General features: G+C 64.1%; 24 protein-coding genes and 1 riboswitch. Of the genes, 18 read left to right on the top strand and 6 right to left on the bottom strand.

Annotated elements, in window-relative coordinates; genetic code table 11:
• Positions 1-2 precede the first annotated feature (2 nt).
• From DBV08_RS14380 to DBV08_RS14415, 8 genes are read left to right on the top strand one after another with little or no spacing between them, the layout of a single operon-like run.
• Positions 3-1,001 (top strand): ABC transporter permease, encoded by a 999-nt coding sequence (locus tag DBV08_RS14380; RefSeq protein ID WP_003944382.1) that lies wholly within the window; start codon positions 3-5, stop codon positions 999-1,001.
• Positions 994-1,884 (top strand): ABC transporter permease, encoded by an 891-nt coding sequence (locus DBV08_RS14385; protein ID WP_007726838.1) that lies wholly within the window; start codon positions 994-996, stop codon positions 1,882-1,884. Before DBV08_RS14380 ends, DBV08_RS14385 begins: the two co-directional genes overlap by 8 nt.
• On the top strand, positions 1,881-3,503 hold the full coding sequence (locus DBV08_RS14390) for an ABC transporter ATP-binding protein (protein ID WP_124567852.1): 1,623 nt from the start codon (positions 1,881-1,883) through the stop codon (positions 3,501-3,503). Before DBV08_RS14385 ends, DBV08_RS14390 begins: the two co-directional genes overlap by 4 nt.
• Positions 3,490-4,608, top strand: coding sequence for an LLM class flavin-dependent oxidoreductase (locus DBV08_RS14395; protein WP_124567853.1), 1,119 nt, complete (start codon positions 3,490-3,492; stop codon positions 4,606-4,608). The genes DBV08_RS14390 and DBV08_RS14395 overlap by 14 nt, the downstream gene beginning before the upstream one ends.
• Positions 4,609-4,632: 24 nt before the next feature.
• Positions 4,633-6,003, top strand: a complete 1,371-nt coding sequence (locus tag DBV08_RS14400) for an NtaA/DmoA family FMN-dependent monooxygenase (RefSeq protein ID WP_124567854.1) — start codon at positions 4,633-4,635, stop codon at positions 6,001-6,003.
• Positions 6,000-6,824 carry a DUF1684 domain-containing protein gene (locus DBV08_RS14405; RefSeq protein WP_124567855.1) on the top strand — a complete coding sequence of 275 codons (825 nt, stop codon included), beginning with the start codon at positions 6,000-6,002 and terminating at the stop codon, positions 6,822-6,824. The genes DBV08_RS14400 and DBV08_RS14405 overlap by 4 nt, the downstream gene beginning before the upstream one ends.
• Positions 6,821-7,963: an LLM class flavin-dependent oxidoreductase gene (locus DBV08_RS14410; RefSeq protein ID WP_095972395.1), complete on the top strand. Its 1,143-nt coding sequence runs from the start codon at positions 6,821-6,823 to the stop codon at positions 7,961-7,963. Before DBV08_RS14405 ends, DBV08_RS14410 begins: the two co-directional genes overlap by 4 nt.
• Positions 7,964-7,990: 27 nt before the next feature.
• Positions 7,991-8,488 carry a nucleoside deaminase gene (locus DBV08_RS14415; protein ID WP_260395589.1) on the top strand — a complete coding sequence of 166 codons (498 nt, stop codon included), beginning with the start codon at positions 7,991-7,993 and terminating at the stop codon, positions 8,486-8,488.
• 30 nt (positions 8,489-8,518) lie between these two features.
• On the opposite strand, the gene DBV08_RS14420 is transcribed toward DBV08_RS14415, so the two are convergent.
• A complete protein-coding gene (locus DBV08_RS14420; protein ID WP_003944347.1) occupies positions 8,519-9,460 on the bottom strand; it encodes an alpha/beta hydrolase family protein in 942 nt (313 codons plus the stop codon).
• 115 nt (positions 9,461-9,575) lie between these two features.
• On the opposite strand from DBV08_RS14420, the gene DBV08_RS14425 reads away from it, so the two are divergent.
• The 6 genes from DBV08_RS14425 to DBV08_RS14450 all read left to right on the top strand — a co-directional run bounded on the left by DBV08_RS14425 (position 9,576) and on the right by DBV08_RS14450 (position 15,663).
• Positions 9,576-10,310, top strand: a complete 735-nt coding sequence (locus DBV08_RS14425; RefSeq protein WP_124567857.1) for a hypothetical protein — start codon at positions 9,576-9,578, stop codon at positions 10,308-10,310.
• Positions 10,310-10,783, top strand: a complete 474-nt coding sequence (locus DBV08_RS14430; protein WP_124567858.1) for an RDD family protein — start codon at positions 10,310-10,312, stop codon at positions 10,781-10,783. Before DBV08_RS14425 ends, DBV08_RS14430 begins: the two co-directional genes overlap by 1 nt.
• The gene (locus DBV08_RS14435; RefSeq protein WP_003944317.1) at positions 10,780-11,127 is read left to right on the top strand and encodes a YidH family protein; all 348 of its coding nucleotides are present in this window, start codon (positions 10,780-10,782) and stop codon (positions 11,125-11,127) included. The genes DBV08_RS14430 and DBV08_RS14435 overlap by 4 nt, the downstream gene beginning before the upstream one ends.
• Positions 11,128-11,222: 95 nt before the next feature.
• Positions 11,223-12,236: a glucose-6-phosphate dehydrogenase (coenzyme-F420) gene (fgd, locus tag DBV08_RS14440; protein ID WP_003944371.1), complete on the top strand. Its 1,014-nt coding sequence runs from the start codon at positions 11,223-11,225 to the stop codon at positions 12,234-12,236.
• Between the two features lie 146 nt (positions 12,237-12,382).
• Positions 12,383-14,467, top strand: a complete 2,085-nt coding sequence (pta, locus tag DBV08_RS14445) for a phosphate acetyltransferase (protein ID WP_042452123.1) — start codon at positions 12,383-12,385, stop codon at positions 14,465-14,467.
• Positions 14,464-15,663, top strand: a complete 1,200-nt coding sequence (locus DBV08_RS14450) for an acetate kinase (RefSeq protein ID WP_095973709.1) — start codon at positions 14,464-14,466, stop codon at positions 15,661-15,663. The genes pta and DBV08_RS14450 overlap by 4 nt, the downstream gene beginning before the upstream one ends.
• 14 nt (positions 15,664-15,677) lie before the next feature.
• Here DBV08_RS14450 and DBV08_RS14455 read toward each other — a convergent pair whose 3' ends face one another.
• From DBV08_RS14455 to DBV08_RS14465, 3 genes are read right to left on the bottom strand one after another with little or no spacing between them, the layout of a single operon-like run.
• Positions 15,678-18,095 carry a serine/threonine-protein kinase gene (locus tag DBV08_RS14455; RefSeq protein ID WP_124567859.1) on the bottom strand — a complete coding sequence of 806 codons (2,418 nt, stop codon included), beginning with the start codon at positions 18,093-18,095 and terminating at the stop codon, positions 15,678-15,680.
• A gap of 7 nt (positions 18,096-18,102) precedes the next feature.
• Entirely contained in the window at positions 18,103-19,089 is a 987-nt protein-coding gene (locus DBV08_RS14460; protein WP_283383811.1) for a glutamate ABC transporter substrate-binding protein, read from the bottom strand.
• 14 nt (positions 19,090-19,103) lie between these two features.
• Complete coding sequence (locus DBV08_RS14465) at positions 19,104-20,465, bottom strand: hypothetical protein (protein ID WP_124567861.1); 1,362 nt, start codon at positions 20,463-20,465, stop codon at positions 19,104-19,106.
• Positions 20,466-20,626: 161 nt separating this feature from the next.
• On the opposite strand from DBV08_RS14465, the gene DBV08_RS14470 reads away from it, so the two are divergent.
• Positions 20,627-21,241: an NUDIX hydrolase gene (locus DBV08_RS14470; protein ID WP_124567862.1), complete on the top strand. Its 615-nt coding sequence runs from the start codon at positions 20,627-20,629 to the stop codon at positions 21,239-21,241.
• A 95-nt stretch (positions 21,242-21,336) separates the two neighbouring features.
• Here the strand turns inward: DBV08_RS14470 and DBV08_RS32870 are convergent, their stop codons facing one another.
• Together DBV08_RS32870 and thiE are read right to left on the bottom strand one after the other, a co-directional pair.
• Positions 21,337-21,468: a hypothetical protein gene (locus DBV08_RS32870; protein ID WP_003944354.1), complete on the bottom strand. Its 132-nt coding sequence runs from the start codon at positions 21,466-21,468 to the stop codon at positions 21,337-21,339.
• A gap of 247 nt (positions 21,469-21,715) precedes the next feature.
• Entirely contained in the window at positions 21,716-22,411 is a 696-nt protein-coding gene (thiE, locus tag DBV08_RS14475) for a thiamine phosphate synthase (protein WP_095973704.1), read from the bottom strand.
• A 26-nt stretch (positions 22,412-22,437) separates the two neighbouring features.
• Positions 22,438-22,585, top strand: a riboswitch (TPP riboswitch).
• On the opposite strand from thiE, the gene thiO reads away from it, so the two are divergent.
• From thiO to DBV08_RS14490, 3 genes are all read left to right on the top strand, one after another.
• Entirely contained in the window at positions 22,585-23,664 is a 1,080-nt protein-coding gene (gene thiO, locus DBV08_RS14480) for a glycine oxidase ThiO (protein WP_095973703.1), read from the top strand. (Overlaps the previous riboswitch by 1 nt.)
• A complete protein-coding gene (thiS, locus tag DBV08_RS14485; RefSeq protein WP_003944402.1) occupies positions 23,661-23,876 on the top strand; it encodes a sulfur carrier protein ThiS in 216 nt (71 codons plus the stop codon). The genes thiO and thiS overlap by 4 nt, the downstream gene beginning before the upstream one ends.
• A complete protein-coding gene (locus DBV08_RS14490; protein WP_007726857.1) occupies positions 23,869-24,621 on the top strand; it encodes a thiazole synthase in 753 nt (250 codons plus the stop codon). The genes thiS and DBV08_RS14490 overlap by 8 nt, the downstream gene beginning before the upstream one ends.
• Positions 24,622-24,768: the final 147 nt, after the last annotated feature.

The following is a 24,768-nucleotide window of genomic DNA, read 5'->3' on the forward strand; positions in this document are numbered from 1 at the left end:
TCATGACTCGATACGTACTCACCCGACTGGGCCAGGCCGCAGTGGTTCTGTGGGCCGCCTTCACCATCTCGTTCGTGATTCTGTTTCTCTTGCCGAGCGATCCGGTCAGCATGGCTGCCGACTCGTCCGGTCAGGGTGTTGCAGTGGATCAGGCTGCCCTCGATCAGCTTCGGGCACGGTACGGCTTGGACCAGTCGGTGTGGGTGCAGTACTGGACATCGCTGACAAACGCTCTTCGCGGTGATTTCGGTACGTCCATCTCCACCGGCCAGTCGGTGACGGATGCCATCTTCTCGGCGCTGCCCAGCACTCTGGTGCTGGCAACCACCGCTTTGGTTCTGGCCGTGTTGTTCGGAGTGGCGATCGCATTCTTCGCTACCTACACCCGCAAGCGGTGGCTCGCGAACCTGTTGTTCTCGCTGCCGCCGCTGGGTGTGGCGGTGCCTACCTTCTGGGTTGGCCTGATTCTTCTGCAGCTGTTCTCGTTCCGTCTGCACATCTTCCCGGCATTCGGCGACAAAGGTTTCGCAACGGTGATTCTTCCGGCGATCACCTTGGCGATCCCGACCGGCGCGGTGATCGCGCAGGTGCTCACGACCAGCCTGCAGTCGACGCTACGTTCGCCGCATGTGGAGACTGCGTACGCCAAGGGCGCGAGCCGGTGGCGCGTGCAGACCCGTCACGCGTTGCGACTGGCGAGCATTCCGGCATTCACCATTGCCGGTGTGCTGGTCGGCACGCTGCTGGCGGGCTCGGTGGTCGTGGAAACGGTGTTCTCTCGCGCGGGCGTCGGCCGTCTGACACAGACGTCGGTGATGGCGCAGGACATCCCGGTGGTGCAGGGAGTCGTCGTGTTCGCCTCTCTCGTGTTCGTGCTCGTCAACCTCGCGGTCGACCTCTTCTACCCCTTGATAGATCCACGGATCATCCAGACGAAGAAGAGTCACACCGAAAAGTCGAATACCGAAAGCTCGACCGATCTGGAGCCGGCTCATGTCTGACACATTGATCGAACCCCTACTCCTCGATCCGAGCGTCGAGGCGAAGGCACCTGTTGTTTCGCGCCGAAAGTCCACGGCGATCGGCTGGATCCGAAAGCCCGGCTTGGTGATTCCGGTGTTGATCGTGTTGCTTGCCATAGGCTTTGCCGTCGCACCCGGATTTTTCGCCAGCGGCGATCCGTTGTCCGGTGTCCCGGCGGACAAACTGCAGGGCCCGAGCCTGGCTCACTGGTTCGGAACCGACAATCTCGGACGTGACCTGTACACACGGTTCGTGCACGGCGCCGCGCTGTCCCTGACCGCAACCTTGGTGGCGGTCGGAATCGCATTGGTGGCGGGATCGATAATCGGATTGCTCGCGGGCTTTGTCGGTGGCGTCGTCGACGCCGTGCTGATGCGCATCGTCGACGTGCTGCTGTCCATTCCGGCACTGCTGCTCTCGTTGGCCCTTGTCACCGCACTCGGGTTCGGCACCATCAACGTCGCCATCGCGGTCGGTGTCAGCATGGTCGCGAACTTTGCGCGAGTGATGCGTGCCGAAGTGATGCGGGTGCGCGGCGCTCAGTACGTCGAGGCCGCGTTCAGCTCGGGTGTGCAGTGGCTCGGTGTCCTGCGTCGGCATGTGCTGCCCAACTCCTACGCGCCCGTGGTCGCGCTGTCCGCAGTCGAGTTCGGGCAGGCTGTGCTTGCCGTGTCGGCACTGAGCTTCTTGGGATTCGGCGCCGTTCCACCTACCCCCGAATGGGGATCGCTGGTATCCGAGGGACGCAATTTCCTCGCCAATGCCTGGTGGATGACAACACTTCCCGGTCTCGCGATTGTCGCCGTGGTCATCTCGGCACACCGAATCGGCCACGAGATCGAAAGGAACAACCGACGATGAGCACGACCGAGGATCAGTTGCTTTCCGTCACCGACCTACAGATCTCCTACGGCAACGAGCCCGCGGTATCCGGCGTGAGCTTCACAGTCGGCCGTGGTGAAGTAGTTGCGGTGGTCGGGGAATCGGGTTCGGGTAAGTCGACCACGGCCCACGCGATATTGGGTCTGCTCGCCGGCAGCGGTCACGTCACCGGCGGGACCGTCGAGTTCGAAGGTGAACGAATCGACTCGTACTCCGACCGTGCGTGGCAGCGAATCCGCGGCGCGCGTGTCGGTTTGGTGCCGCAGGATCCGACGACTTCGCTTAACCCTGTAACGCGGATCGGCGACCAGGTTGCCGAAGTCCTGCGGATCCACGGCCTCGCCGACCGTCGCAAAGCGCGGTTGGACGCCGTCGAGGTGCTCGAGCGCGCGGGTATCGACCGACCGGAGATCCGAGCACGCCAGTACCCACACGAGCTGTCCGGCGGTATGCGGCAACGAGTTCTGATCGGCATCGCGCTTGTCGCGAACCCGGCCCTCATCATCGCCGACGAGCCGACCAGTGCTCTCGACGTCACGGTTCAACGACGTATTCTCGACCATCTCGACGAGCGGATCGCCGAATCCGGTGCCGCCGTGCTCCTGATCACGCACGACCTGGGAGTGGCCGCAGATCGTGCGGACCGGATCCTGGTCATGCAGGGCGGCAGAATCGTCGAATCCGGCCGTACCGCAGATATTCTGGACAACCCGCGACACGAGTACACGAAGAAACTTCTCAACTCGGCTCCGAGCCTGTCCTCGGGACCGGTCGATCGCCCGGTCCGCCAGGACACGAGCCCGCTGTTGACGTTGACCGGAATCACCAAGCGGTTCAACGTCGGACGCGGGAGTTCGATCACCGCGGTGAACGAAGTGTCGCTGACTGTTCCGCGGGGACAGACCGTGTCGCTGGTGGGGGAGTCGGGCTCGGGCAAGTCGACCACGGCGCGCATCGCCGTGCGATTGGAACAGCCGGATGCCGGCACCATCTCCTTCGACGGCCACGACATCACGAAGGTCAAGGGCAGCGACTTGCGCGAGCTGCGTCGAAAGATCCAGCTCGTGTACCAGAACCCTTATGCATCGCTCGACCCGAAATTGTCCGTCCAGGACATCGTGGCGGAGCCGCTGCGGGCCTTCAAGGTTGGTGGAGGCAGCCAGCAGCAGACTCGTGCAGCAGAGTTGCTCGATCAGGTTGCACTTCCCGAGCAGTTCCTCAGTCGCAAGCCTGCCGAACTCTCGGGCGGTCAGCGTCAACGAGTGGCGATCGCCCGCGCGCTCGCGCTGAAGCCGGACCTGCTCGTTCTCGACGAACCGGTATCCGCTCTCGACGTCTCGGTGCAAGCGCAGATTCTGGCTCTACTCGACGAGTTGCAGCGAGAACTGGGCCTGACCTACCTCTTCATCTCCCACGATCTGGCGGTAGTTCGCCAGATCAGCGACGTCGTCGGCGTCATGCAGGCCGGGAGATTGCTCGAAATCGGCACTACCACCGAGATTTTCGACAATCCGCGAAACGAGTACACCCGCACACTTCTCGACGCGATCCCCGGGCGGGATCATTCGACACGAAAGGCCGAACATGTCCGAGCGTAGTTCCGGAGCATTCCTGGTCGGCCTCGAATTCGAGGGCACCGGCGCTCATCCGTACTCCTGGCGGCGCGAGGACTCACGCGCCGAAGATCTGTTCACGCCGTCGTACTGGGTGGACCTGGTGACCGCCGCGGATCGGGGTGGCGTGGACCTGGCATTCCTCCCGGATTCTTTCGGACTGCAATCCGAGGGCCGGCACGCCGTGCGGGGCAGGTTGGAGGCGGTGGCGACTGCAGCGCGGCTCAGTGCTGTGACCTCGCGTATCGGCCTGATCCCCACGGCGACGGTCACACACACCGAACCGTTTCACATCTCCAAGGCCGTCGCGAGTATCGACTACTCCTCTGCGGGGCGGGCCGGCTGGCAGGTCGCGGTGTCCGACACCGCCGAGCAGGCAGCATTGTTCGGCCGGAAGGCGGTGCAGGCTCCGGAGTCCGCGTGGGAAGAAGTTTCCGAGGCGATCGAGGTGGTCAGCCGGCTGTGGGACAGCTGGGAGGACGACGCCGAGATACGTGACGCGGCGAGCGGACGATTCATCGATCGCGACAAGCTGCACTACATCGATTTCGAGGGAAAGAACTTTTCCGTCAAGGGTCCGTCCATCACACCGCGCTCCCCGCAGGGGCAGCCACTGATCGCCGTCGACGCGAGTCGACCGGAGGCTCGCGACCTCGCTGTTGCGCGCGGAGATCTGATTCGGATCTCGGCAACCGACCTCGGTGAGGCGAAAGCCACGGCCAAGCTGGTCCATTCGAGTGCGGCTGCCCTCGGGCGAAGCGTCAGGGTTCTCCTCGATGTCGACGTTCTTCTCGGCGCCGACCGCGGAGCGGCCGACGACGCCTTGGCCGAACTCGAGGAATGGGCGGGAGCACCGTACACCCCGCACTCGCTGTTCTATCGCGGTGACAGCGCGGGTTTGACTGCGCTGCTGCGCGAGATCGGTGGGCTTGCCGGGATCGACGGAGTAGTTCTGCGCCCGCTGGCACTGGCCGCCGCAGTGGAAAAGATTGTGACGGACGTGGTGCCAACTCTCAATCCGCGACCGAGTATCGCCCCCACGCTGCGCGAGCGGTTGGGCTTCGAGTTGCCCGTCAATCAGTTCGCGTAGCGCGAGAAAAGAACAGGAACACCGATGACACAGAACAGGATTCGCAAGCACGTTCATCTGGGCGCTCACTTCCCCGGCGTGAACAACACCACGGTGTGGACCGATCCGGCGTCCAAGAGCCAGATCGAGTTCAGCTCCTTCGAGCATCTCGCACGCAGTGCCGAACGCGGATTGTTCGACTTCTTCTTCCTCGCAGAGGGTTTGCGCCTACGCGAGCATCAGGGCAAGATTCACGACCTCGACGTGGTCGGTCGCCCCGACACTTTCAGTATTCTCAACGCGGTTGCCGGAGTGACAACGCATCTCGGCCTGGCCGGGACGATCAACACCACGTTCAACGAGCCGTACGAGTTGGCCAAGCAGTTCTCGACGCTCGATCATCTCTCCGGCGGCCGCGCCGCCTGGAACCTGGTGACCTCCTCGGATGCATTCACCGGCGAGAACTTCCGCCGCGGTGGGTATCTGGAGCATGCCGAGCGGTATGCACGAGCCAACGAGTTGGTCGACGCAGTGCGGACGCTCTGGGACAGTTGGAGCATCGATCGTCCGATCATCGACCGTGAACGCGGAATTTTTGCCACCGACCAGCAGGTCGGTCAGTTCCAACACTCCGGTAAGCAGTTCGACATCGCCGGACGCTTCGAGGTTCCTCGGATTCCACAGGGGCACCCAGTTCTGTTGCAGGCAGGAGACTCCGACGAAGGACGCGAGTTCGGCGCGGCCAAGGCGGACGCCATCTTCACCGGACACGGAACGCTCGAAGCAGGCAAAGCCTTCTACGCGGACGTGAAGGGGCGCCTGGCCAAGTACGGACGCACGCACGCAGACCTCAAGATTCTCCCCGCTGCCACCTTCGTCCTCGGTGACAACGCCGCGGACGCACAGGAGAAGGCGTATCACATCCGTCGGCAGCAGGTCGGGCCCCAGACTGCCATCGCTTTTCTCGAACAGGTCTGGGGCAGAGACCTTTCGCAGTACGACGCCGACGGCCCCTTGCCGAAGGAAGATCCGTCGGACGACGTCAACATCACCCGCGGCCGCGTCCGGCACGTCAAGGATCCGCGAGCGGTTGCCGATCAGTGGCGTGCGAAGGCGGAGGCCGAAAACCTCAGCATCCGTGAACTCATCATCGAAGTGACTGCCCGCCAACAGTTCGTGGGCAGTCCCGCCGAGGTGGCTGCCGAGATCGACAGCTACGTCCAGGGCGACGCGAGCGACGGATTCATCCTCGTTCCCCACCTCACCCCCGGTGGCCTCGACGAGTTCATCGACACGGTCGTACCGGAACTGCAGGACCGCGGCAGTTTCCGCACCGAATACTCAGGAACCACCTTGCGCAGCCATCTCGGACTGCGCCACCCGCACGAGCAGGCTGAAGGAGTCCGCGCATCATGACCGTTACCGACACGTCCACCAGCACCTTCACCGGCGATTGGAATGTTTGGCATGCCTCGCGCGACGCCACCTTCAGTGAACCACTCGGCTGGCTGAGCCTGACTGCGTTGCACTGGCTGGTGGACACCGATTCCACCTTCGCGGATCTGCCGGGTGCATGGCGCGCCGACGCGAATGCCGTTGTCGTCACCGCGACACCGGCTGACGACCTCTCGATCGACGGTGTCGCAGTGGACGGTTCAGCCACTCTGAATCCGATCGAGGGTGCACCGGGACTGATCGTCAAGCAGGGTGCACGGCTGGTCGAGGTCATCCGCCGCACCGGTGAGGTGGCACTGCGGATTCATGATTCGTCCGCCCCGGCATTGGCACGGTTCAGTGGCATTCCGACGTTCGAGCCGAATCCGCAGTGGCGCATCGACGGTGTCTTCACTGCTTTCGAGGAGGCTCGCACGGTCACGACGGGCGCGGTCGTCGATCGCCTCGAGCATCATCACGACGCCAGGGGAACCATCGGCTTCGAACACGACGGTGAAACGCACACGCTGATTGCGTTCGCGGGCAAGGACAACGGCTTTCACATCCTGTTCACCGATGCGACCAGTGGTGTGTCCACCTACCCGGCCGCACGCTCGCTGCACGTGAGCGCACCGGAGCCCGGTGGCGCGGTAGTCCTCGATTTCAACCGGGCGTCGAACCTGCCCTGCGCCTTCACCGATTACGCGACGTGCCCCGTCGCTCCCGCCGAGAATCGTTTGCCGTTCGCGGTGGAAGCCGGCGAGAAGACCCCGAGTACCCGCGATGGAAGCGCACCGAGGTGAGCGCGCCGCTGTCCGTACTCGACCTCTCGCCGATCAGTGAGGGCGGAACGGCCCGCCAGGCCTTGCGGAACTCGTTGGACCTCGCTCGTTCTGCCGAAGCGTGGGGATACAAGCGTTACTGGGTCGCCGAACACCACTTCGTCGGCGTAGCGAGCTCGTCACCGGCCGTGCTTGTCGGACTGATTGCGGCCGCGACCAACACCATTCGCGTCGGCTCGGCCGCCGTGCTGCTGGGCAACAACACGGCAGCTCAGGTAGTCGAGGCCTTCGGTACCGTCGAAGCGTTGTATCCGGGTCGTATCGATCTCGGTATCGGGCGCAGCGGACAGCGTCGGGTGGAGGCACTTCGCGCCGTCGCTGCCGGAACGCCTGCCCCGGCAGAATCGAAGCGGGAGGCGGTCGTGCGTGAGGGCGTCGTGATCCCGGCGCCCTTCGATCCGACCGGGCTACTCACGTCACCGCGCTTGCAGGCGTCGTTCGAGGCGCTGGCCTTTCCGGGAGCGCAGGCGCCCGATTTCGAGCAGCAGGTCGACGACATACTTTCACTCCTGAACGGCACTCACCGCACCCGTGACGGCATCGACTTGCACGCCAGTCCCGGCGAGGATGCCGACGTCGAATTGTGGGTGTTCGGAAGCAGTGCAGGCCCCAGCGCCGAGCTGGCCGGACGGCTCGGATTGCCGTTCGGTGCGAATTATCATGTGGCGCCGTCGAGTACGCTCGATGCCGTCGAGGCATACCGCGCAGCATTCCGCCCGTCGGACGTCCTCTCGGAGCCGTACGTGGTCGTGTCCGCTGATGTTGTTGCTGCGGAAGACGATGCGACGGCGAGAGAGTTGGCGTCGACGTTCGGACACTGGACACACAGCATCCGCAGCGGGCACGGGGCAATACCGTATCCCGATCCGGCGACGGCGCTCCCACTTTCCGATGCCGACAAAGCAGTGGTGGAGGATCGGCTGATCACGCAGTTCGTCGGTTCACCCACCACCGTCGCCGACAGGCTCGAGAGTTTGCAGAAGCTCACCGGGGCGGACGAATTGGTGATCACCGGGGTGACCTACCGGCACGAGGATCGCCTGCGCTCGTACGAGCTGCTGGCCAAGGAATGGGGACTACCCGCACTACTCGCAGCATGAGCTCGCCTGGTCCATTAGTGTCGAATGATGTTTTCACCTCGAGATGCGCTTGCGCTTGCTCTCGACGTAGCGCGTGAGGGCATGGAGCTCGGGGAGATGCCGATCGGCGCAGTCGTGTTCGACGACGACCGTGTGCTCGGGCGGGCGTATACGCAAGAACGGGCACTACGCCGACGGGTAGTCCATGCGGACCTTCAAGCGATCTTGCAGGCCGACGAGGCTCTCGGGTTCACTCGAGCGTCAGGAGAATTGACCTTGGCGGTCAATCTCGAACCATGTCTGATGTGCATGGGTGCGGCGATCACGCTCGGTGTGACCCGGGTGTGGTTCGCTCTCGAATCCCCGAACGACGGTGCAAAGGAACTCGTGGAGCTTTGGGCGCCGCCCGTGGAGCTTCCGTTTTTCTGTAAGCCGCGTGAAGTGCTCGGCGGAATTCGCCGTGACGAATCGCGAAGGTTGTTCGCTGAATACGCCACTGGCACCGGCCCCGCCGGTATGCGGGACTGGGCGCGCAGTCTCACCTGAGGCCACGGCCTGCGATGAAGGCGGCGAAGCTCACGCCCCGATAGCGCCGGCGATCATCGGCCACGACGCACGCATGTCGGCTTCGAAGAGCCCCCAGGTGTGGGTGCCCTCGGGTCGGAAGCTGAACGTCGCGGGAATGCCGAGCTGGCCGAATCGACCTTGCAGAGCGGCGGTGCACATGTTGGTGATGCCTTCGAGCACAGCGCCGGGAACGACGCCGGCAGCCATGGCCAGTGAATTGATTCCGTCCACCGGGCCGGGAAGGCCATTGCCGGTGGAGATGAACAACGCTGTCCCGCGCAGTTTCTCGGCGTTGATCAGCGGGTCGTGCGCAGCCCACTGCGGGCTACCCCACGGACCCCACATGTTGGCTGCGTTGCCGCCGCCGAGTATCTCGACCATCGAGCGCACCGCTGCCTGACCGAGCGGGTCGCCGGCGCGCGGACAGCCACTGTACGAGCCGACGGCGCGGTAGGTGCCCGGCGACTGGATCGCGAGGTCCAGAACCGGTCCACCCGCCATCGACACACCGCCCAGAGCGTTGACGCCGGTCGTGTTGTACCGAGCGTTGACCGCCGCCGGTAGTTCCTTGGTGAGGTACGTCTGCCATTTGTTGCGGCCGAGCACCGGATCGTCGGCGTTCCAATCGGTGTACATGCTGAACTTGCCGCCGACCGGCATGACCACGTTGACGTGCTTGTCGTCGAAGAAGTCACGAACTCCGGTGTTGTTGAACCACGAGATTCCGTCCTCGCCGCCGCCGACGCCGGTCAACAGATAGAAGGTCGGCGCGGGGCCACCTCCGGCCGGGGAAATCACGTCGTTGGCGATCCAGCGGTCCATCGACGGGGAGTAGACGTCGATGCGACTGACCACGGAATCCGCGCTCGCGGTCGGTGCGCTGAGGCCGAGAAAGCCGGCGGCCATGGCCACCGCCATCGTCAGCCGAACCGTGAAACGACGTGTCTTCATATTTCCCCCCAGGCGCAAGCCGGACAGCGTATTTGTGCCTTCCAACAGTGGCACAATGCGAAGAGGAGTGACGAATGTCCGGGTAACAGTCGTATAAGAAGATGGAGACAATTGCGTGGGATCGCAGTCGCACCACCCCGAATCCGACGTGATTCGGCTGGCCTTCGGGCTGGCTGCGATCACGGCCGGTGCGGCGCGCAGAACGGCTGGTCTCGCCCTTGATTCGGTGCAGCGGATCCCCGTAGTCGGTGGCACCCTCGACGACGCGATCACCCAGGTCACCACTCGCGGCACTGGCGCGATCCGCTCGACGGCGGAATTTGCCGATTCCACGTTGAGGACGGTGATCAAAGCTGTCGTCGACGCTGCTCTGGCCGAAGTCGACATCACGAAAATCGTCGTCGACCACGTCGACATCGACAAGATCGCCGAGAACATCGACGTGGACAAGATTGCCGAACGGGTCTCGCTCGAACCGATCATCGACCGGGTCGACGTGGACGAGATCGCAAGCCGCCTCGACGTCAAAGCTGTGATCGACCGCCTCGACCTCGACGGCATAGTCGACACGGTCGACCTCGAACGCCAGGTCAACCGCATCGACCTCGTCAAGATCGCCGACCAGGTCATCGAGGGTGTCGACCTCCCCCAGATGATTCGTGAATCGACCGGTTCACTCTCCACCGAGGCCGTGCACGGGGCGCGCGTGCAGGGCATGCAGGCGGACGACGCTGTCGCCGGGTTCGTCGGCCGCCTGTTCGGCCGCGACAACGCACCGTCACCAGAAAAGCCGTCACCAGAAAAGCCGGCACCAGAGACCGATCCGAAGACGAACGCAGGCGAACGCTAGTGGCCCAGGAGAGTTCCGGCCCGGCCGGCATCGTCACCCGTGGACTCGCCGGACTGATCGACCTGGGCGTCGTCCTGCTCCTGATGGGTTCCGTGTACGTGGGCTTCGCCTTCGTCCGACTGCTCTTCTCGCCGCAGAGTTTCACGTTCTCGGAACCGGGAATCTTCCTGTCCACGACGGCATTTCTCGGTGTCTCGGTGGCGTATCTGACCACCTGTTGGGCGACCACCGGCCGGACCGTCGGCTCCCTCGTGATGGGGCTTCGGGTGATCACGTCGGGTCACCGGCTGGTCCGTTGGCCGTTGGCCTTCATCCGAGCGGTGCTCTGCGTGCTCTTCGCCTTCGGATTGCTGTGGTCGGCGGTCGATCGACGACGACGATCGTTGCAGGACATCGTTCTGCGCACCGAGGTCGTCTACGACTGGCGTCAGGACCCGGATCTGGTGGCACCCCACGGAGGCGAGCACGCATGAGCGAACCGAACCGCCCGGACGAGCGCTTCACACTCGCCAGTGAGCGCACCTTCCTCGCCTGGATGCGTAGCTCACTCGCCTTGCTGGCGGGCGGCATTGCCGTCGTCCAGTTGGTGCCGGAATGGAGTACCGGGTGGGTTCGTACGACTCTCGGTCTGACGCTGATCGCTCTCGCCGCGGCGGCCGCCCTCGTGGGTATGCGACGCTGGCTACAGGTGAAGAAGGCGCTCGAGGACGGAGCGGCGATGCCGGAACCGCACGCATTGTGGCTGTTTGCACTGGCATTGGCCGGGGTTGCCGTCGCAGCCGGCGTGGCAACGGTGGTTACCAGCCTCGCTCGCTGAGATAGGCAGAGAAGTCCGAGCGGTGTCTGGATAGTCTGCAAAGAACGAGAAGCACGTCAGAGAAGTTAACGAAACAGACGACAAGGGAGTGCACGGTGGCGCAGGAACTCAAGCTCGGATACAAGGCATCGGCTGAGCAATTCGGCCCTCGCGAACTGGTAGAGCTGGCAGTTCTGGCAGAGCAGCACGGAATGGATTCCGTTGCGGTGAGCGATCATTTCCAGCCGTGGCGACACAACGGTGGACACGCGCCCTTCTCACTCGCCTGGATGACGGCCGTCGGTGAGCGCACCGAGCGCGTGCAGATCGGCACGTCCGTGATGACGCCGACGTTCCGCTACAACCCGGCGGTCATCGCTCAGGCGTTCGCGACTATGGGATGCCTCTACCCGGGGCGCATCATGCTCGGCGTCGGCAGCGGTGAGGCTCTCAACGAGATCGCGACAGGCTTCCAGGGCGAATGGCCCGAGTTCAAGGAACGCTTCGCGCGCCTGCGTGAGTCCGTGCGGCTGATGCGTGAGCTGTGGCTGGGCGATCGTGTCGACTTCGAAGGCGAGTACTTCACCACTCGTGGCGCCTCGATCTACGACGTTCCCGAGGGTGGGATTCCCGTGTACATCGCGGCCGGTGGACCCGTTGTCGCCCGGTACGCGGGACGCGCCGGCGACGGCTTCATATGCACCTCCGGAAAGGGCATGGAGCTCTACACCGAGAAACTGCTTCCCGCCGTAGCCGAGGGCGCTGCGAAGGCCGAGCGCGACGTCGCCGACATCGACAAGATGATCGAGATCAAGATCAGCTACGACACCGACCCGGAGGCCGCACTCGAGAACACGCGTTTCTGGGCTCCGCTGTCCCTGACGCCGGAGCAGAAGCACAGCATCGAGGACCCGATCGAAATGGAAGCAGCTGCCGACGCTCTGCCCATCGAGCAGGTGGCCAAGCGCTGGATCGTCGCTTCCGATCCCGACGACGCCGTCGAGCAGGTCAAGGCCTACGTCGACGCCGGTCTCAATCACCTGGTGTTCCACGCACCCGGCCATGATCAGCGCCGGTTCCTCGAACTGTTCGAGCGTGACCTGGCGCCGCGCCTGCGCGCTCTGGGCTGATTCCCGAGATCCACTGAACGGTGTCTGCCACTCGACGTGTGGCAGGCACCGTTCGTCTTTCTCGTAGCGGCCGGTTGTCGGCACGAGCGTGAGCGTGACCACGATCAGTGGCAAGGTGGGCGGCGGCCCACACTAGGCTGTTGGGCATGCCAGAAGCGCCCGCTGCCGTGTCGAGTGTCTACGTCGCCTCTCCTGAAGGTGACACCGGAAAATCCACCATCGCGCTGGGCGTGCTGCAGATGCTGTGCGCGACCGTCGCCCGGGTCGGTGTCTTCCGCCCGATCGCCCGCTCGACCGAGGAAACCGACTACATCCTCGAACTGCTGCTGGAGCACACCACCGCCGATCTCTCCTACGCCGACGCACTCGGCGTCACCTACGAGCAGGTTCACGCCGACCCCGAAGCCGCACTGGCCGACATCGTCGCGAAGTACCACACCGTGGCCGAGCAGTGCGACGCCGTCGTGATCATCGGAAGTGACTACACCGACGTCGCAAGCCCCAGCGAACTGAGCTTCAACGCCCGCATCGCCGTGAACCTCGGAGCGCCGGTCCTGTTGGCGGTTCGAGGCGCTCGGCGCAGCGTCGAGGAGGTCGCTCAGCTCGCGCACCTGTGCGCCGCCGAGTTGGCCGCCAACCACGCCCATCTGCTCGCCGTCGTCGCCAACCGTTGTGATCCCGACAAGCTCGACGAGGTCACCGCAGCCCTGTCCGACATCGGTGTTCCGACGTGGAGCCTGCCGGAGATTCCGTTGCTCGTCTCGCCAACGATGGCGGAGTTGATGGAGGCCACCGGCGGCGAGTTGTATTCGGGTGACCCGGAACTGCTGCACCGTGAGGCACTGAAGGTGATGGTGGGCGGCATGACCGCCGAGCACATCCTCGAGCGTCTGGTCGAGGGCATGGTCGTGATCGCACCGGGCGATCGCTCGGATGTGCTGCTCGCGTTGCTCAATGCGCATGAGGCGGAGGGATTTCCGTCGTTGGCGGGCATCATCATGAACGGCGGGATCACGCCGCACCCGGCCATCGCGGCGTTGATGGCCGGCCTGAAACAGCGTCTACCGATCCTGACGACAACCCTCGGCACTTTCGACACCGCAAGCGCCGCGGCCCAAACCCGCGGACGCGTGGCAGTCGGATCTCAGCGAAAGGTCGACACCGCGCTGAGTTTGATGGAACAGCGCGTCGACGCCGACGTTCTGATGGACCGACTGGCACTGCCGATCCCGTCCGTCGTGACCCCACAGATGTTCGAGTACAAGCTGATCGACCGGGCTCGACGCGATCGCAAGCACATCGTCCTCCCGGAGGGTGACGACGACCGGATCCTGCGCGCGGCCGGCCGGCTGCTGCAGCGCCAGGTTGCCGACCTGACGATCCTCGGCGACGAACCCAGTGTGCGTCGACGCGCAGCGGAACTCGGCGTCGACATCAGCGGCGCACAGGTACTCGCACCGGCGCAGTCCGAGTACACCGAGCGCTTCGCACAGGAATACACCGCGCTGCGAGCTCACAAGGGCATGACCATCGAGCGGGCCCGTGAGGTGATCGCCGACATCTCGTACTTCGGAACGATGATGGTGCACTTGGGTATTGCCGACGGCATGGTCTCCGGTGCCGCCCACACCACCGCTCACACGATCCGGCCCTCGTTCGAGATCATCAAGACAGCCCCCGGCGTCTCGACGGTTTCGAGCATCTTCCTGATGTGCCTGGCCGACCGCGTGCTCTCCTACGGTGACTGCGCCGTGGTCCCGGACCCGACGTCGGAGCAGTTGGCGGACATCGCCATCTCGTCGGCACAGACGGCGTCGCAGTTCGGGATCGATCCGCGCATCGCGATGCTCTCGTACTCCACCGGCGATTCGGGCAGTGGAGCCGACGTCGACAAGGTTCGCACCGCAACCGCTTTGGTGCGCGAGCGCCGACCGGACCTGTTGGTGGAAGGACCCATTCAGTACGACGCCGCCGTCGAGCAGAGTGTCGCCGACAAGAAGATGCCGGATTCTCTGGTGGCGGGCAAGGCCACGGTGTTCGTGTTCCCGGATCTGAACACCGGCAACAACACCTACAAGGCAGTGCAGCGCAGTGCCGGCGCTATCGCCGTCGGCCCGGTTCTGCAGGGACTGAACAAGCCGGTCAACGACCTCTCGCGTGGAGCGTTGGTCCAGGACATCGTCAACACCGTGGCTATCACGGCAATTCAGGCACAGGGAGCGCAAGCGTGAGCGACGGCACCGTACTGGTCATCAATTCCGGCTCGTCATCCATCAAATTTCAACTCGTGCATCCGGATACAGCGGAATCGGTGGCGCACGGCCTCATCGAGCGTATCGGTGAACCAGACGGCCACATCGTCTACAACCACCGCACCGGAGTCGAAGACCGAAGCCTCCCCATCGCCGATCACCGAGCGGGCCTGAAGATGGTGCTCGACATCGTCGCCGAGGTCGGACGGCCGCTGAGCGAGGCAGGAATCATCGCAGTCGGTCACCGAGTCGTGCACGGCGGCGACATCTTCTATTCGCCGACGCTCATCGACGACGGCGTCGTGAAAGCCATCGCGGATCTGTCGAACCTTGCGCCGCTGCACAATCCGGCCAACGTGATCGGTATCGAGGTGGCGCGCGAAGAACTGCCGGACGTTCCGCACGTGGCCGTGTTCGACACCGCGTTCTTCCATACGTTGCCTGCCGCAGCATCCACGTACGCGATAGATCGGGATGTGGCCAAGGCCAACCAGATTCGCCGGTACGGCTTCCACGGGACCTCACACGAATACGTGTCGGGACGAGTCGCGGACTTCCTCGGCAAAGATCCGGCCGAGCTGAATCAGATAGTCCTGCACCTCGGAAACGGCGCTTCGGCCTCGGCGATCAAGGGCGGCAAGGCCATCGACACCACGATGGGCCTCACCCCGCTCGAAGGCCTTGTCATGGGTACTCGCAGCGGCGACATCGACCCAGGCATCATCTTGCACCTCAACCGCAACTCGGGAATGAAGGTCGACGAGATCGACGACCTCCTGAATCGTCGTTCCGGTTTGAAGGGGCTCTCGGGAGTCAACGATTTTCGTGCCCTGCTCGCACTGATCGAGGGCGGCGACCAAGACGCACAACTTGCGTACGACGTCTACGTCCACATGCTGCGTAAGTACATCGGCGCCTTCATCGTTCAACTCGGCGGCGTCGACGTCATCACCTTCACCGGTGGCGTCGGGGAGAACAACATCGACGTACGACGCGACAGTCTGGCCGGCCTCTCCCGTCTGGGCATCGAGGTCGACCCGGCTCTCAACGAGGCGAAGAGCCGCGACGAGCGTCGTATCTCCGCATCCACGTCGGACGTCGAGGTGCTGGTGGTCCCCACCAACGAGGAGTTGGCGATCGCTCGCGCGGCGAAGGCTTTGGTGGCCGCGCTGTAAATCTCGGGCGTCCGTCAGAAATTGCTGCGCGGACGCACCGCATTCGCCCGGTCCACGAGTGCGTAGCGGTGTGTGCGGGAGGTCGTGGCGCGAGCGAGGGCGCGAAGGCAGGCTTCGGCTCCGGTGCGTAGACCTTGCTCGGTGAAGGGCAGGTCGAGGATGGGTTCGAGTTCGGTGTGCGAGCGATTGCCGTAGCGAATCCAATCGAGCGCCGTGCCCAACACCAGGGTTCGCATCTGCAGACTTCGACTCTCCTCAGCCGGTAGCGCCCGAACGCGACGGGCAGCTTCCCGCAGAGTCGATTCGTCGAGTTCGGCGATCGGAACGCCGGACAGCATCGTCAGAGCGCTCGACATCCGTGCGACGTTGTAGTGCCGGGAAGACGTGGGGACTTCGTCGAGGGCTGCGATGGCTGCCTTCTTGTTGCCGTGATCGGCGAGTTGTCGGGCGAGCCCGAATGCTGCGCTCACGTAGTTCCGTTCGGTCCGCCAGACGGTGCGGTAGTACTTCTCGGAGAAGCGGCACCACTGGTCCGGGTCGTCGCTCTCCCAATGCTGGAGGATCAGTTCTGCTGTTGCCGCCAACGCGAGTTTGGGTGCGGCCTCGCCCGGGAGCGCGTTCAGGACCGATTCGAAATGACTGAAGGAGGGCTCGAATCGGTCCAGTTGCAACGCTGCAAGCCCTCGATACCACTCGATCTTCCAGTGATCTCCGATGGATCGGTGGAGTTCGTCCAGAACAGTCAGCGCGGTCTCCGGATCGCCGAGATCGAGATGCGCCTTGGCCTCGGCCAGTCGAACTTCTCCGGAGATGGCGGCCGCCGGTGTGCCGGACGTTCGGTCGATGCCGTTCTCACGGGCATGCTTGAGCGCATCGAGAGTCTGAGACGGTTCGCTGTGCACCGCAGCCGCAAGCAACGGCGCGCTGGGATCTGTGGGGTCGACCAACGGAATGGGAAGTGCGTGCGCAACTTCGCGAGGATCGAGAGCAGCGTCGTGGCTGACACCGTCGACGTACACATCGGTTTGCCCGACCAATTCATCGGTGCCGAAAGACGTTCGCTGCCTGCTGAACACGAGTGACAGTCCGGGATTCTCCTGCCCGGTCTGCTCCGCGAGAATTTCTCGCAGAACGCCGGTGAGTTGGCCCGCGATCTCCTCGGCAGACTGGAATCGCTTCTTCGGATCCGGGTCGGTGGCGCGCAGCAGCAGGCGATGGAAGAACTCGTGGTCGCGCAGCAGAGGCTCGTCCTCGGGTTCAGGGAGACCGTCGAGGTACCGTCCGTGCTTCGACGGCATGTCGAGGGTGAGAACTGCAAGTGTTCTTCCGACGGTGAAGATGTCGGAGGCGATGGTCGGGCCGGTCTCGATGATCTCCGGTGCTTGATAGCCCGCAGTGCCGTACAGGTATCCGTAGTCTTCGATTCCGGACACGGCGCCGAGGTCGATCAGCTTCAGCTGGTCTTCGGTGACCATCACGTTCTCGGGTTTGAGGTCGTTGTACGCCAGGCCGGTGGAATGCAGATAGCTCAGCGCCGGAAGGATTTCCAGTACGTAGCCGATTGCCTGCTCGATCGGCATGTGCTTGCCGTCCGGGAATTCGGCCAGCACCTCGCGCAATGATCGCCCGCCCACGTACTCCATGACGATGTACCCCATGGGTGTGCCGTCCGGGCGCGGATGCTCGACGAAGTTGAAGATCTTGACGATGCTGGGGTTGGCGACCTCGGCGAGGAACTGACGCTCGGCCACCGCGACGGCTTGGGCTTCGGAATCACCGAAATGCAAGAGCCCCTTGAGAACTACCCACCTGTCGCTGACATTGCGATCGATCGCGAGGTAAATCCATCCCAGGCCGCCGTGCGCGATGGGGCCTTGAACCTCGTACTGACCCGAGACCAATTCCCCCTCTTCGAGGAGCGGACGGAAGTCGAAAGTCGAACCACACTTGGGGCAGGTTCCGTGCTGAGTTGCCTTGGTGCTTGCACTCTTACGGCCGACCGGTTCGTTGCACTTCCAACAGAATCGTTTGCGCTCGGGGACGGTCGGGTCACTCATCACCGCCGACGCCGGGTCGATCTGCGGGACGGGGGGAACCTCCACCAGGCCGCCGCCGAGGCGCAGCTTTCGTCCCGACCGGCTGCGCCGGGATCGGGTGGAGCGGCCGGTAGGGGAGGAGGACGCGGACGGCGTGGTTCCTCGTAGCTGGGCCGAGGTCGGTTCGAGGCGCTCGTAGGCGCCGGTGGCTTCGGGTTCGGGGCGTACGGATGCCTGCGTGGAGTCAGGCTCGCGGTGAACTGCCTGCGTGGAGTCTGGCTCGCGGTGAACCGCCTGCGTGGAGTCAGGCTCTAGGTGAACCGCCTGGGTGGCGTCGGCTTCGGGACGCATGGACGCCTGCGTGGCGTCGGGCTCGGGGCCGGTCTCTTCGGTCATGTCTGCCTCAATCCCGGTAGACGGCCGGCGGGGGACCGGGTGACGGACCGAGGACGCTGAGCCAGCGGTCGTAGATACGGTTCCAGGTCCCGTCAGTGCGGATCCGATCCAGTGTTCCGTTAACGAATCGGACCAGGTCGGAGTTGTCCTTGTTCACGCCGATTCCGTACGGTTCGACGCCCAGTGATCCGCCGACCATCATGAGATACGGATCCTGCGAGGCGAGGCCCGCGAGAATCGTGTCGTCGGTGCTGATCGCGTCCACCTGACCCTGTTGCAGGACGACGAGGCAGTCGGACCACATCGGGACTGTGACGACGGTGGCTTCGGGTTGGAGCTGCTGAATTCGAGTGGCCGACGTCGTTCCCCGGGCGGCACAGACTCGCTTACCCGCCAGGTCGTCGATGCCGCGCACAGGTGAACCCTGCAAGACCTGAATTCGTTGCTCGGCGGAGAAGTACTGCGTCGAGAAGTCGACCTTCTCGCGCCGCTCACACGTGATGGTCATGGTTTTGACGACAACGTCGACCATGGACTCCTGGAGCGCCGCGATCCGGTCGTCGGACGTCAGGATCCGGTACTCGATCTTCTCGGGGTCGCCGAGCAGATCGCGGGCGATCTCGCGGGCGATGTCCACGTCGAAACCTTCGAGACGCCCGGTTGCCGGATCGCGAAAGCTCATGAGGTTGGAACCGGTGTCCAGGCCCACGATCAGGCGCCCGCGGGCTCGGATGGCGTCGAGGCTCGGCGTGGGTGGCTGCGGAGATGCGTCCGCGGGGGTGGGCCGCAGGCTCGCGGTGAGATTGGTGCACGAAGCGGTAGTCGTCGGCGTCGGGCTGGGCGCGATGGTTGCCTCGGCGGGCAGGGGCGGTTCCGTGTACGACGTGGCGGCCGCGTTGTTCAGGTCTTCTACTCGGTCCGCACCGCAACCGGCGAGTGCCAGCATCGCCGCCGCCAGAACCGCGACGCATGCAGCCGGGATCTTCCTCCGCATTGCCGGTACTCCCGTCACTGGTACTCCCGCAGTCGGGGCCAGAATCCGATGAAGATTCCGGCAACTCCGAGTACTGCCAATACGGTCATGCCCGGTGCAGAGGCTGCCAACACACGTGAGGCGTACGAGACGTCGGAACGCAGATTTGTCCGCGAATCCACGATTCCCTGCCAGAGTTCGTGATCGAGCCTTCCGTACTCCGCGACCGAATCCTGTTCTCCGGCGCCGATGGTGATGGCCGCGGCGGAATTGAAGTCACCGTTTCCGAGGCGGTCGTACATGCGCGTGTGCGCAGCCACCCACTGCTGGCGCGAGTCGAGGGCGGCGGCCAACACGTCGCTGTTCACTCGCGCGCGATCATCGTTTTGCAGGCGCTCGAGGGTGTCGCGCAGAGCGTCGACCTTGCGCGTGAACGTGACGTTGTCCTCGGCGGTCGAATCCCGTCTCGCCAATGTGAGAGTTTCGACTGTGCGTGCTTGCTGCGCCATGATTCGCGCCTCGGTCAGTTCGTGCAGTGGCTCGGCGCCCGCGTCGAGAGCGCGCCCGGTGGCAAGGGCGGACACCAGTCCGACCGTGAGCAGCCACAGCAGAGCTGCCGCAACGGCAATCGAGGCAAGGATCAACCCGAGGTTGAAGCGTCGGCGACTCTTGCGGGAGAAATACACCTGGGTAGCCACCAGTGCGCACAGAACGAGGACGAAGGCCACGATCGGCCACCACGGTGGAGTCTCGAAATCGCGCTGTACCTGGGAGACCAAAGTCTCTTGCGAGGCGTGGAGTTGCTGAGCCATCGGCAGCAGCGAGGTTTGCATCAACTGCGAGGCTTCGCTCAAATATGCTGCCCCGACCGGGTTTCCGACGCGATTGTTGGCCCGTGCGGTTTCGACCAGCCCGGTGTAGACGGACAGGTCGGTCGAGATGGTGGTCAACGCGCTGTGGCCGGCAAGATCCGTCGAGTCGAGGCCGGCCGATGCCTGCACGATCTCCGCCGACGCCTCGCCGATCGACTGCGTGTATCGGTCGCGTACGTCGGCGGGTTCGAGGCCACCGGAGATGAAGGCCGTGGCCGCGGCGGCGTCGGCCAATGACAGCGCGCTGTAGAGATTCTGGGCCGAGTTGGCGAGAGGCTCGGTTTCGACGAGGAGGAGGTCGAGATTTGCCTGACGGTTCTCGATCGCTGCAGTGGCGAGAAGTCCGGCGATCAAGGTGATCGCGATCAGGATCAGTCCGACGACGGTCAGCCGGCCAGGTGTGGACGACATGAATGCCTGCAGTTCGCGCCGCAGAAGTGCGCGCTCGTCTTCCGCCGATACCGACGTGGCCTCGGAGGGCGGCAGCGACCGGGGTTCGATGGACGGGACGACACGGTCGACCATCGAGCACCTCACTTCGCTGCTGTACGCGGGCTACCGAGAAATGATGCCGCCGAGAAATGATTCAGGGCATCTTCGCGAGCATATAAGCATCACCTACACCTGGAGCAGATTGAAACGGTTAGTGTGGGACAACGGCGAGAGCAGGCGGAGCGAGGTAGTCGATGCGTGGTGACGGTGACGGTTGGTCCATCGGATCGGACGGTACTCGGCATTGGGGTAAACACGGAGCCGCTGGACTGCTTCTGCGTGCCCCCGATTCGGACGGATCACCCATGGTCTTGCTGCAGCATCGTGCGGCGTGGAGCCATCAGGGTGGAACGTGGGCACTGCCCGGCGGAGCGCGGGACTCACACGAGAGCACGACGCACGCTGCAGTCCGGGAGGCACACGAAGAGGCAGGTATCGCCGAGGACGCCGTCCGCGTTCGCGGGGAAGTAGTGACGATGCGCGCCGAGAGCGGGTGGACGTACACCACCGTCGTGGCTGATGCTGCGCATCCACTGTCGACGGTTGCCAACGGTGAGAGCACCGAGTTGCGGTGGGTGCGTGAAGCCGACGTCGACTCACTGCCGCTGCATCCGGGATTCGGTTCCTCTTGGCCTGAGCTCCGGACCGAGCCTGTTGTGTCGGTGGACGGCGACCCGCACACCGTCGTGCTCGAGGACGGCGGATTCGGATGGTTGTCGGGTAGTGCTCCCGAAGGCAATGATCAGTCAGGCAGAGATCAGTCAGGCAGTGACCAGAACCTGTCCGAGGCGAGCAGTACCCAGTTGTAGCGACGTAGTCTCAACAGGTCATATACACAGCAGAAGGGCCGGACTCCTGAGGAGTCCGGCCCTTCCGTGTTTCGGTCTCCCGACCGAAACGAGGCTCAGCTGAGCGAGTTCAGCGCCGTGATGAAGCTGACCGCGGTGATACCGAGCTTGAGCAGCTCGCTGATCTTGCCGAGGTTCAGGTCTTCGAGCGATTCGGTGCTGAGCGAGCCGGTGTCGAGGGATCCCATTTAGTGCTCCTAGGTTCAGTTAGTAACTGGAGGTAAACTACAACAAACCGAATGGGATGTGACACGCAATCGGAGCAACTGTGATCAAGATCACGCATTCCGACTTTTCGGACATCAAATCGCACCTAGGAACTGGGGGTTTGTTGTCTGATCGGACAACTTCCGTTCATGTTTCGAGTCAGGCGTGCTGACCCGTAACTGTGCGGAATCGCCCGGCAAACAGTTGACGGTCGCCAGTTACCGGTTTTCAGCGTCCGGCGACGGCTGCGGCGAGGCGTTGCGCGGCCGCCTGGGGATCCGACGCGTGCGTGATTGCACGCACGACGACGATGCGTGTGGCACCGGCGTCGAGCAGCTCTGGCAGGCGCTCCTCGTCGATACCGCCGATCGCGAACCAGGGGCGCGGCGGCGCGGCGTCGGCGGTCGATCGAACCAGTTCCAAACCGGACGCACTTCGATTCGGTTTGGTCGGTGTCGCCCACACCGGTCCGGTGCAGAAGTAGTCGACGCCCTCTTCGATGGCGGCCAGACTGGCCTGCGCGCGACTGCTCGTCGAACGGCCGATGACGACGTCTTCACCGACAACGGTTCGCGCGTAGGGGACCGGAATGTCGTTCTGGCCGAGGTGGAGGATGTCGGCACCGGAAGCCATCGCGAGATCCGCGCGATCGTTGACGGCCAACAATGCGCCGTGGCGTCGCGCTGCTGCCGCGAGAATGCCCAGCGCTACCAGTTCGTCCTTGGCCTCGAGCGGGCCGAACTCGCGCTCACCGGCGGATCCCTTGTCACGCAATTGGATGATGTCGACTCCGCCGGACAAAGCGGCCTCGGCGAACTGCGCGAGGTCGCCTTTCTCGCGGCGCGCGTCGGTGCACAGGTACAGCCGTGCTGCTGCCAGGCGCTCGCGCCGGTCGATGTCGTTACTGGGATGTGTGGGGTGCACGGAGCAAACGGTAGCCTCTAGGGAGCAAGGTTCGACACGGGAGTCCTGAAACGTCGTCGTCACTTTTTTGTCGTGACTGCGAGGTTCGTGGGGCTGAGAGGGGATCGCGACCAGATCCCGACCGTCAGACCTGACCCGGATCATGCCGGCGCAGGAAGTGGAGGTGGAGTTTCGTGAGTACACACGCTCGTACGGTGTCAGTGGTCGGCGGCGGTGTCATCGGTCTCGCCATAGCGTGGCGCGCAGCCCGCGACGGGTGGTCCGTTCGGTTGTACGACCCGTCCATTGGATCAGGTGCTTCGTGGGTGGCGGGCGGAATGCTTGCACCGCTTTCCGAAGGCTGGCCGGGTGAAGAAACAGCGTTGACGGTTGGTGCAGCGTCCCTGGAACGGTGGCCGGCGTTCGGTGAGGAGCTCGGAAAATTCGGGCAATCGGTCTTCACCGCGGACAGCTCGCTGACGGTGGCACTCGATGCTGCCGACGCGCAGGACCTGCAGACCATCGCCGAGTGGGTGAGCTCGCAGGGGCACGAACTCGAAGTTCTCGGTCGCGCACGCATCCGTGAACTCGAACCGATGCTGGGCCGGGGCATCCGGTCGGGGTTGATGGCCGTCGGTGAATCCGCCGTCGACAACAGACTTCTGCTGGAGGCGCTGCAGAAGGCCTGCGCGGAAACCGGCGTCGAATTGATCGCGCGTGCAGTCAACGACCTCGCCGAACTGGATACCGATCAGGTAGTGCTCACCGCCGGTATCGCGTCACCCAAGCTGTGGCCCGGGCTACCGGTACGCCCGGTCAAAGGCGAGATTCTTCGCCTGCGGAGTAGGCCTGGAGTCACCCCGGCGCCCAGTCGAACGATCCGTGGCAGCGTCCACGGCCGGCCGGCCTATCTCGTCCCGCGAGGCGACGGAATCGTCGTCGGTGCAACACAATACGAGTCCGGTGAGGACACACAGGTCACGATGGCCGGAGTACGGGACTTGATCAACGACGCCGAGGCGCTGATGCCGGCGATCGGCGAATACGAACTGTACGAATGCGCGGCAGGCCTGCGTCCCATGACGCCGGACAACCTGCCGTTGATCGGGCGCGTGTCCGATCGTGTCGTCGTCTCCACCGGGCACGGGCGCAACGGGGTCCTGCTGACGCCCGTCACCGCCGATGCGACGCTCGCGTTGTTGAACGGCACATCTTTGGTCGAGGTAAAAGGAACCGAACCCGAGCGGTTCGCAGTAGCTAAGGAAAATTCATGAGTGAGCAGGTCCCGATCGGGATCACCGTCAACGGCGAAGATCTCGAGTTCGATCGAGCAGTCACGGTGACCGAACTTCTGACGCACCTCGAGTTGCCGAGCAAGGGCATCGCCGTCGCCGTCGACGGTGCGCTCTTTCCTCGCGGGCGCTGGGACGAATCCGTCGGACGTGGTTGGGAAATCGAGATCCTCACGGCGGTGCAGGGTGGCTGAGCAGGACCTTCTCACTATCGCGGGCCGCAGTTTCGGTTCCCGGCTCATCACCGGAACCGGCGGCGCCGCCAACCTCGCGGTGCTCGAGGAAGCGCTTGTCGCCTCCGGCACCGAACTGACCACCGTCGCGATGAGGCGAGTCGACGCGGCCGGCGGCACGGGTGTTCTGGACCTGCTTCGTCGCCTCGGAATCGAACCGTTGCCGAACACCGCCGGGTGTCGGGGCGCCGCCGAAGCAGTGCTGACGGCGCAGTTGGCACGCGAAGCGCTCGAGACGAACTGGGTCAAACTCGAAGTCATCGCCGACGAGCGGACACTGCTGCCCGACGCAATCGAACTCGTTTCCGCCGCAGAACAATTGGTGGACGACGGATTCACCGTTCTGCCCTACACGACGGACGATCCGGTGCTGGCGCTTCGCCTCGAAGAGGTCGGCTGCGCAGCAGTCATGCCGCTCGGTTCGCCTATCGGCACCGGGTTGGGCATCGCGAATCCGCACAACATCGAGATGATCGTCGAGCGCGCCGGCGTGCCCGTCATCCTCGACGCCGGGATCGGAACGGCCAGCGACGCCACCCTTGCCATGGAGTTGGGCTGCGACGCCGTCCTGCTAGCGACAGCGGTGACGCGGGCCAAGAATCCCGCGCTGATGGCGTCGGCGATGCGTCACGCTGTCGTGGCAGGTTTCGAGGCGCGGCACGCCGGCCGGATCCCCAAGCGATTCTGGGCTCAAGCGTCGTCCTGAGGGACGAGATCCGGGTGATTTCTCGGGGTTCTGCCCGAATTGCCCGGACTCATGTCCTACCTGAGTACCACTCGGAACTAGACCTGTGGCCGATGTGCTGGTCATTGCCGGTAGGGCAGAGTTCTCCTCATGATTGAACTGAGGGGA

Source organism: Rhodococcus sp. KBW08 (assembly GCF_003852455.1).
GTDB classification, from domain to species: domain Bacteria; phylum Actinomycetota; class Actinomycetes; order Mycobacteriales; family Mycobacteriaceae; genus Rhodococcus_F; species Rhodococcus_F baikonurensis.

Excerpts from the sequence above, each read along its gene's own strand:
- DBV08_RS14385 (WP_007726838.1), top strand. The coding sequence starts at position 994 with ATGTCTGACACATTGATCGAACCCCTACTCCTCGATCCGAGCGTCGAG.
- DBV08_RS14465 (WP_124567861.1), bottom strand. The coding sequence starts at position 20,465 with ATGGTCGACCGTGTCGTCCCGTCCATCGAACCCCGGTCGCTGCCGCCC.
- DBV08_RS14470 (WP_124567862.1), top strand. The coding sequence starts at position 20,627 with ATGCGTGGTGACGGTGACGGTTGGTCCATCGGATCGGACGGTACTCGG.
- DBV08_RS32870 (WP_003944354.1), bottom strand. The coding sequence starts at position 21,468 with ATGGGATCCCTCGACACCGGCTCGCTCAGCACCGAATCGCTCGAAGAC.
- DBV08_RS14460 (WP_283383811.1), bottom strand. The coding sequence starts at position 19,089 with ATGCGGAGGAAGATCCCGGCTGCATGCGTCGCGGTTCTGGCGGCGGCG.
- DBV08_RS14455 (WP_124567859.1), bottom strand. The coding sequence starts at position 18,095 with ATGACCGAAGAGACCGGCCCCGAGCCCGACGCCACGCAGGCGTCCATG.
- DBV08_RS14390 (WP_124567852.1), top strand. The coding sequence starts at position 1,881 with ATGAGCACGACCGAGGATCAGTTGCTTTCCGTCACCGACCTACAGATC.
- DBV08_RS14400 (WP_124567854.1), top strand. The coding sequence starts at position 4,633 with ATGACACAGAACAGGATTCGCAAGCACGTTCATCTGGGCGCTCACTTC.
- DBV08_RS14435 (WP_003944317.1), top strand. The coding sequence starts at position 10,780 with ATGAGCGAACCGAACCGCCCGGACGAGCGCTTCACACTCGCCAGTGAG.
- DBV08_RS14380 (WP_003944382.1), top strand. The coding sequence starts at position 3 with ATGACTCGATACGTACTCACCCGACTGGGCCAGGCCGCAGTGGTTCTG.
- DBV08_RS14420 (WP_003944347.1), bottom strand. The coding sequence starts at position 9,460 with ATGAAGACACGTCGTTTCACGGTTCGGCTGACGATGGCGGTGGCCATG.
- DBV08_RS14395 (WP_124567853.1), top strand. The coding sequence starts at position 3,490 with ATGTCCGAGCGTAGTTCCGGAGCATTCCTGGTCGGCCTCGAATTCGAG.
- pta (WP_042452123.1), top strand. The coding sequence starts at position 12,383 with ATGCCAGAAGCGCCCGCTGCCGTGTCGAGTGTCTACGTCGCCTCTCCT.
- DBV08_RS14405 (WP_124567855.1), top strand. The coding sequence starts at position 6,000 with ATGACCGTTACCGACACGTCCACCAGCACCTTCACCGGCGATTGGAAT.
- thiS (WP_003944402.1), top strand. The coding sequence starts at position 23,661 with ATGAGTGAGCAGGTCCCGATCGGGATCACCGTCAACGGCGAAGATCTC.
- DBV08_RS14415 (WP_260395589.1), top strand. The coding sequence starts at position 7,991 with ATGTTTTCACCTCGAGATGCGCTTGCGCTTGCTCTCGACGTAGCGCGT.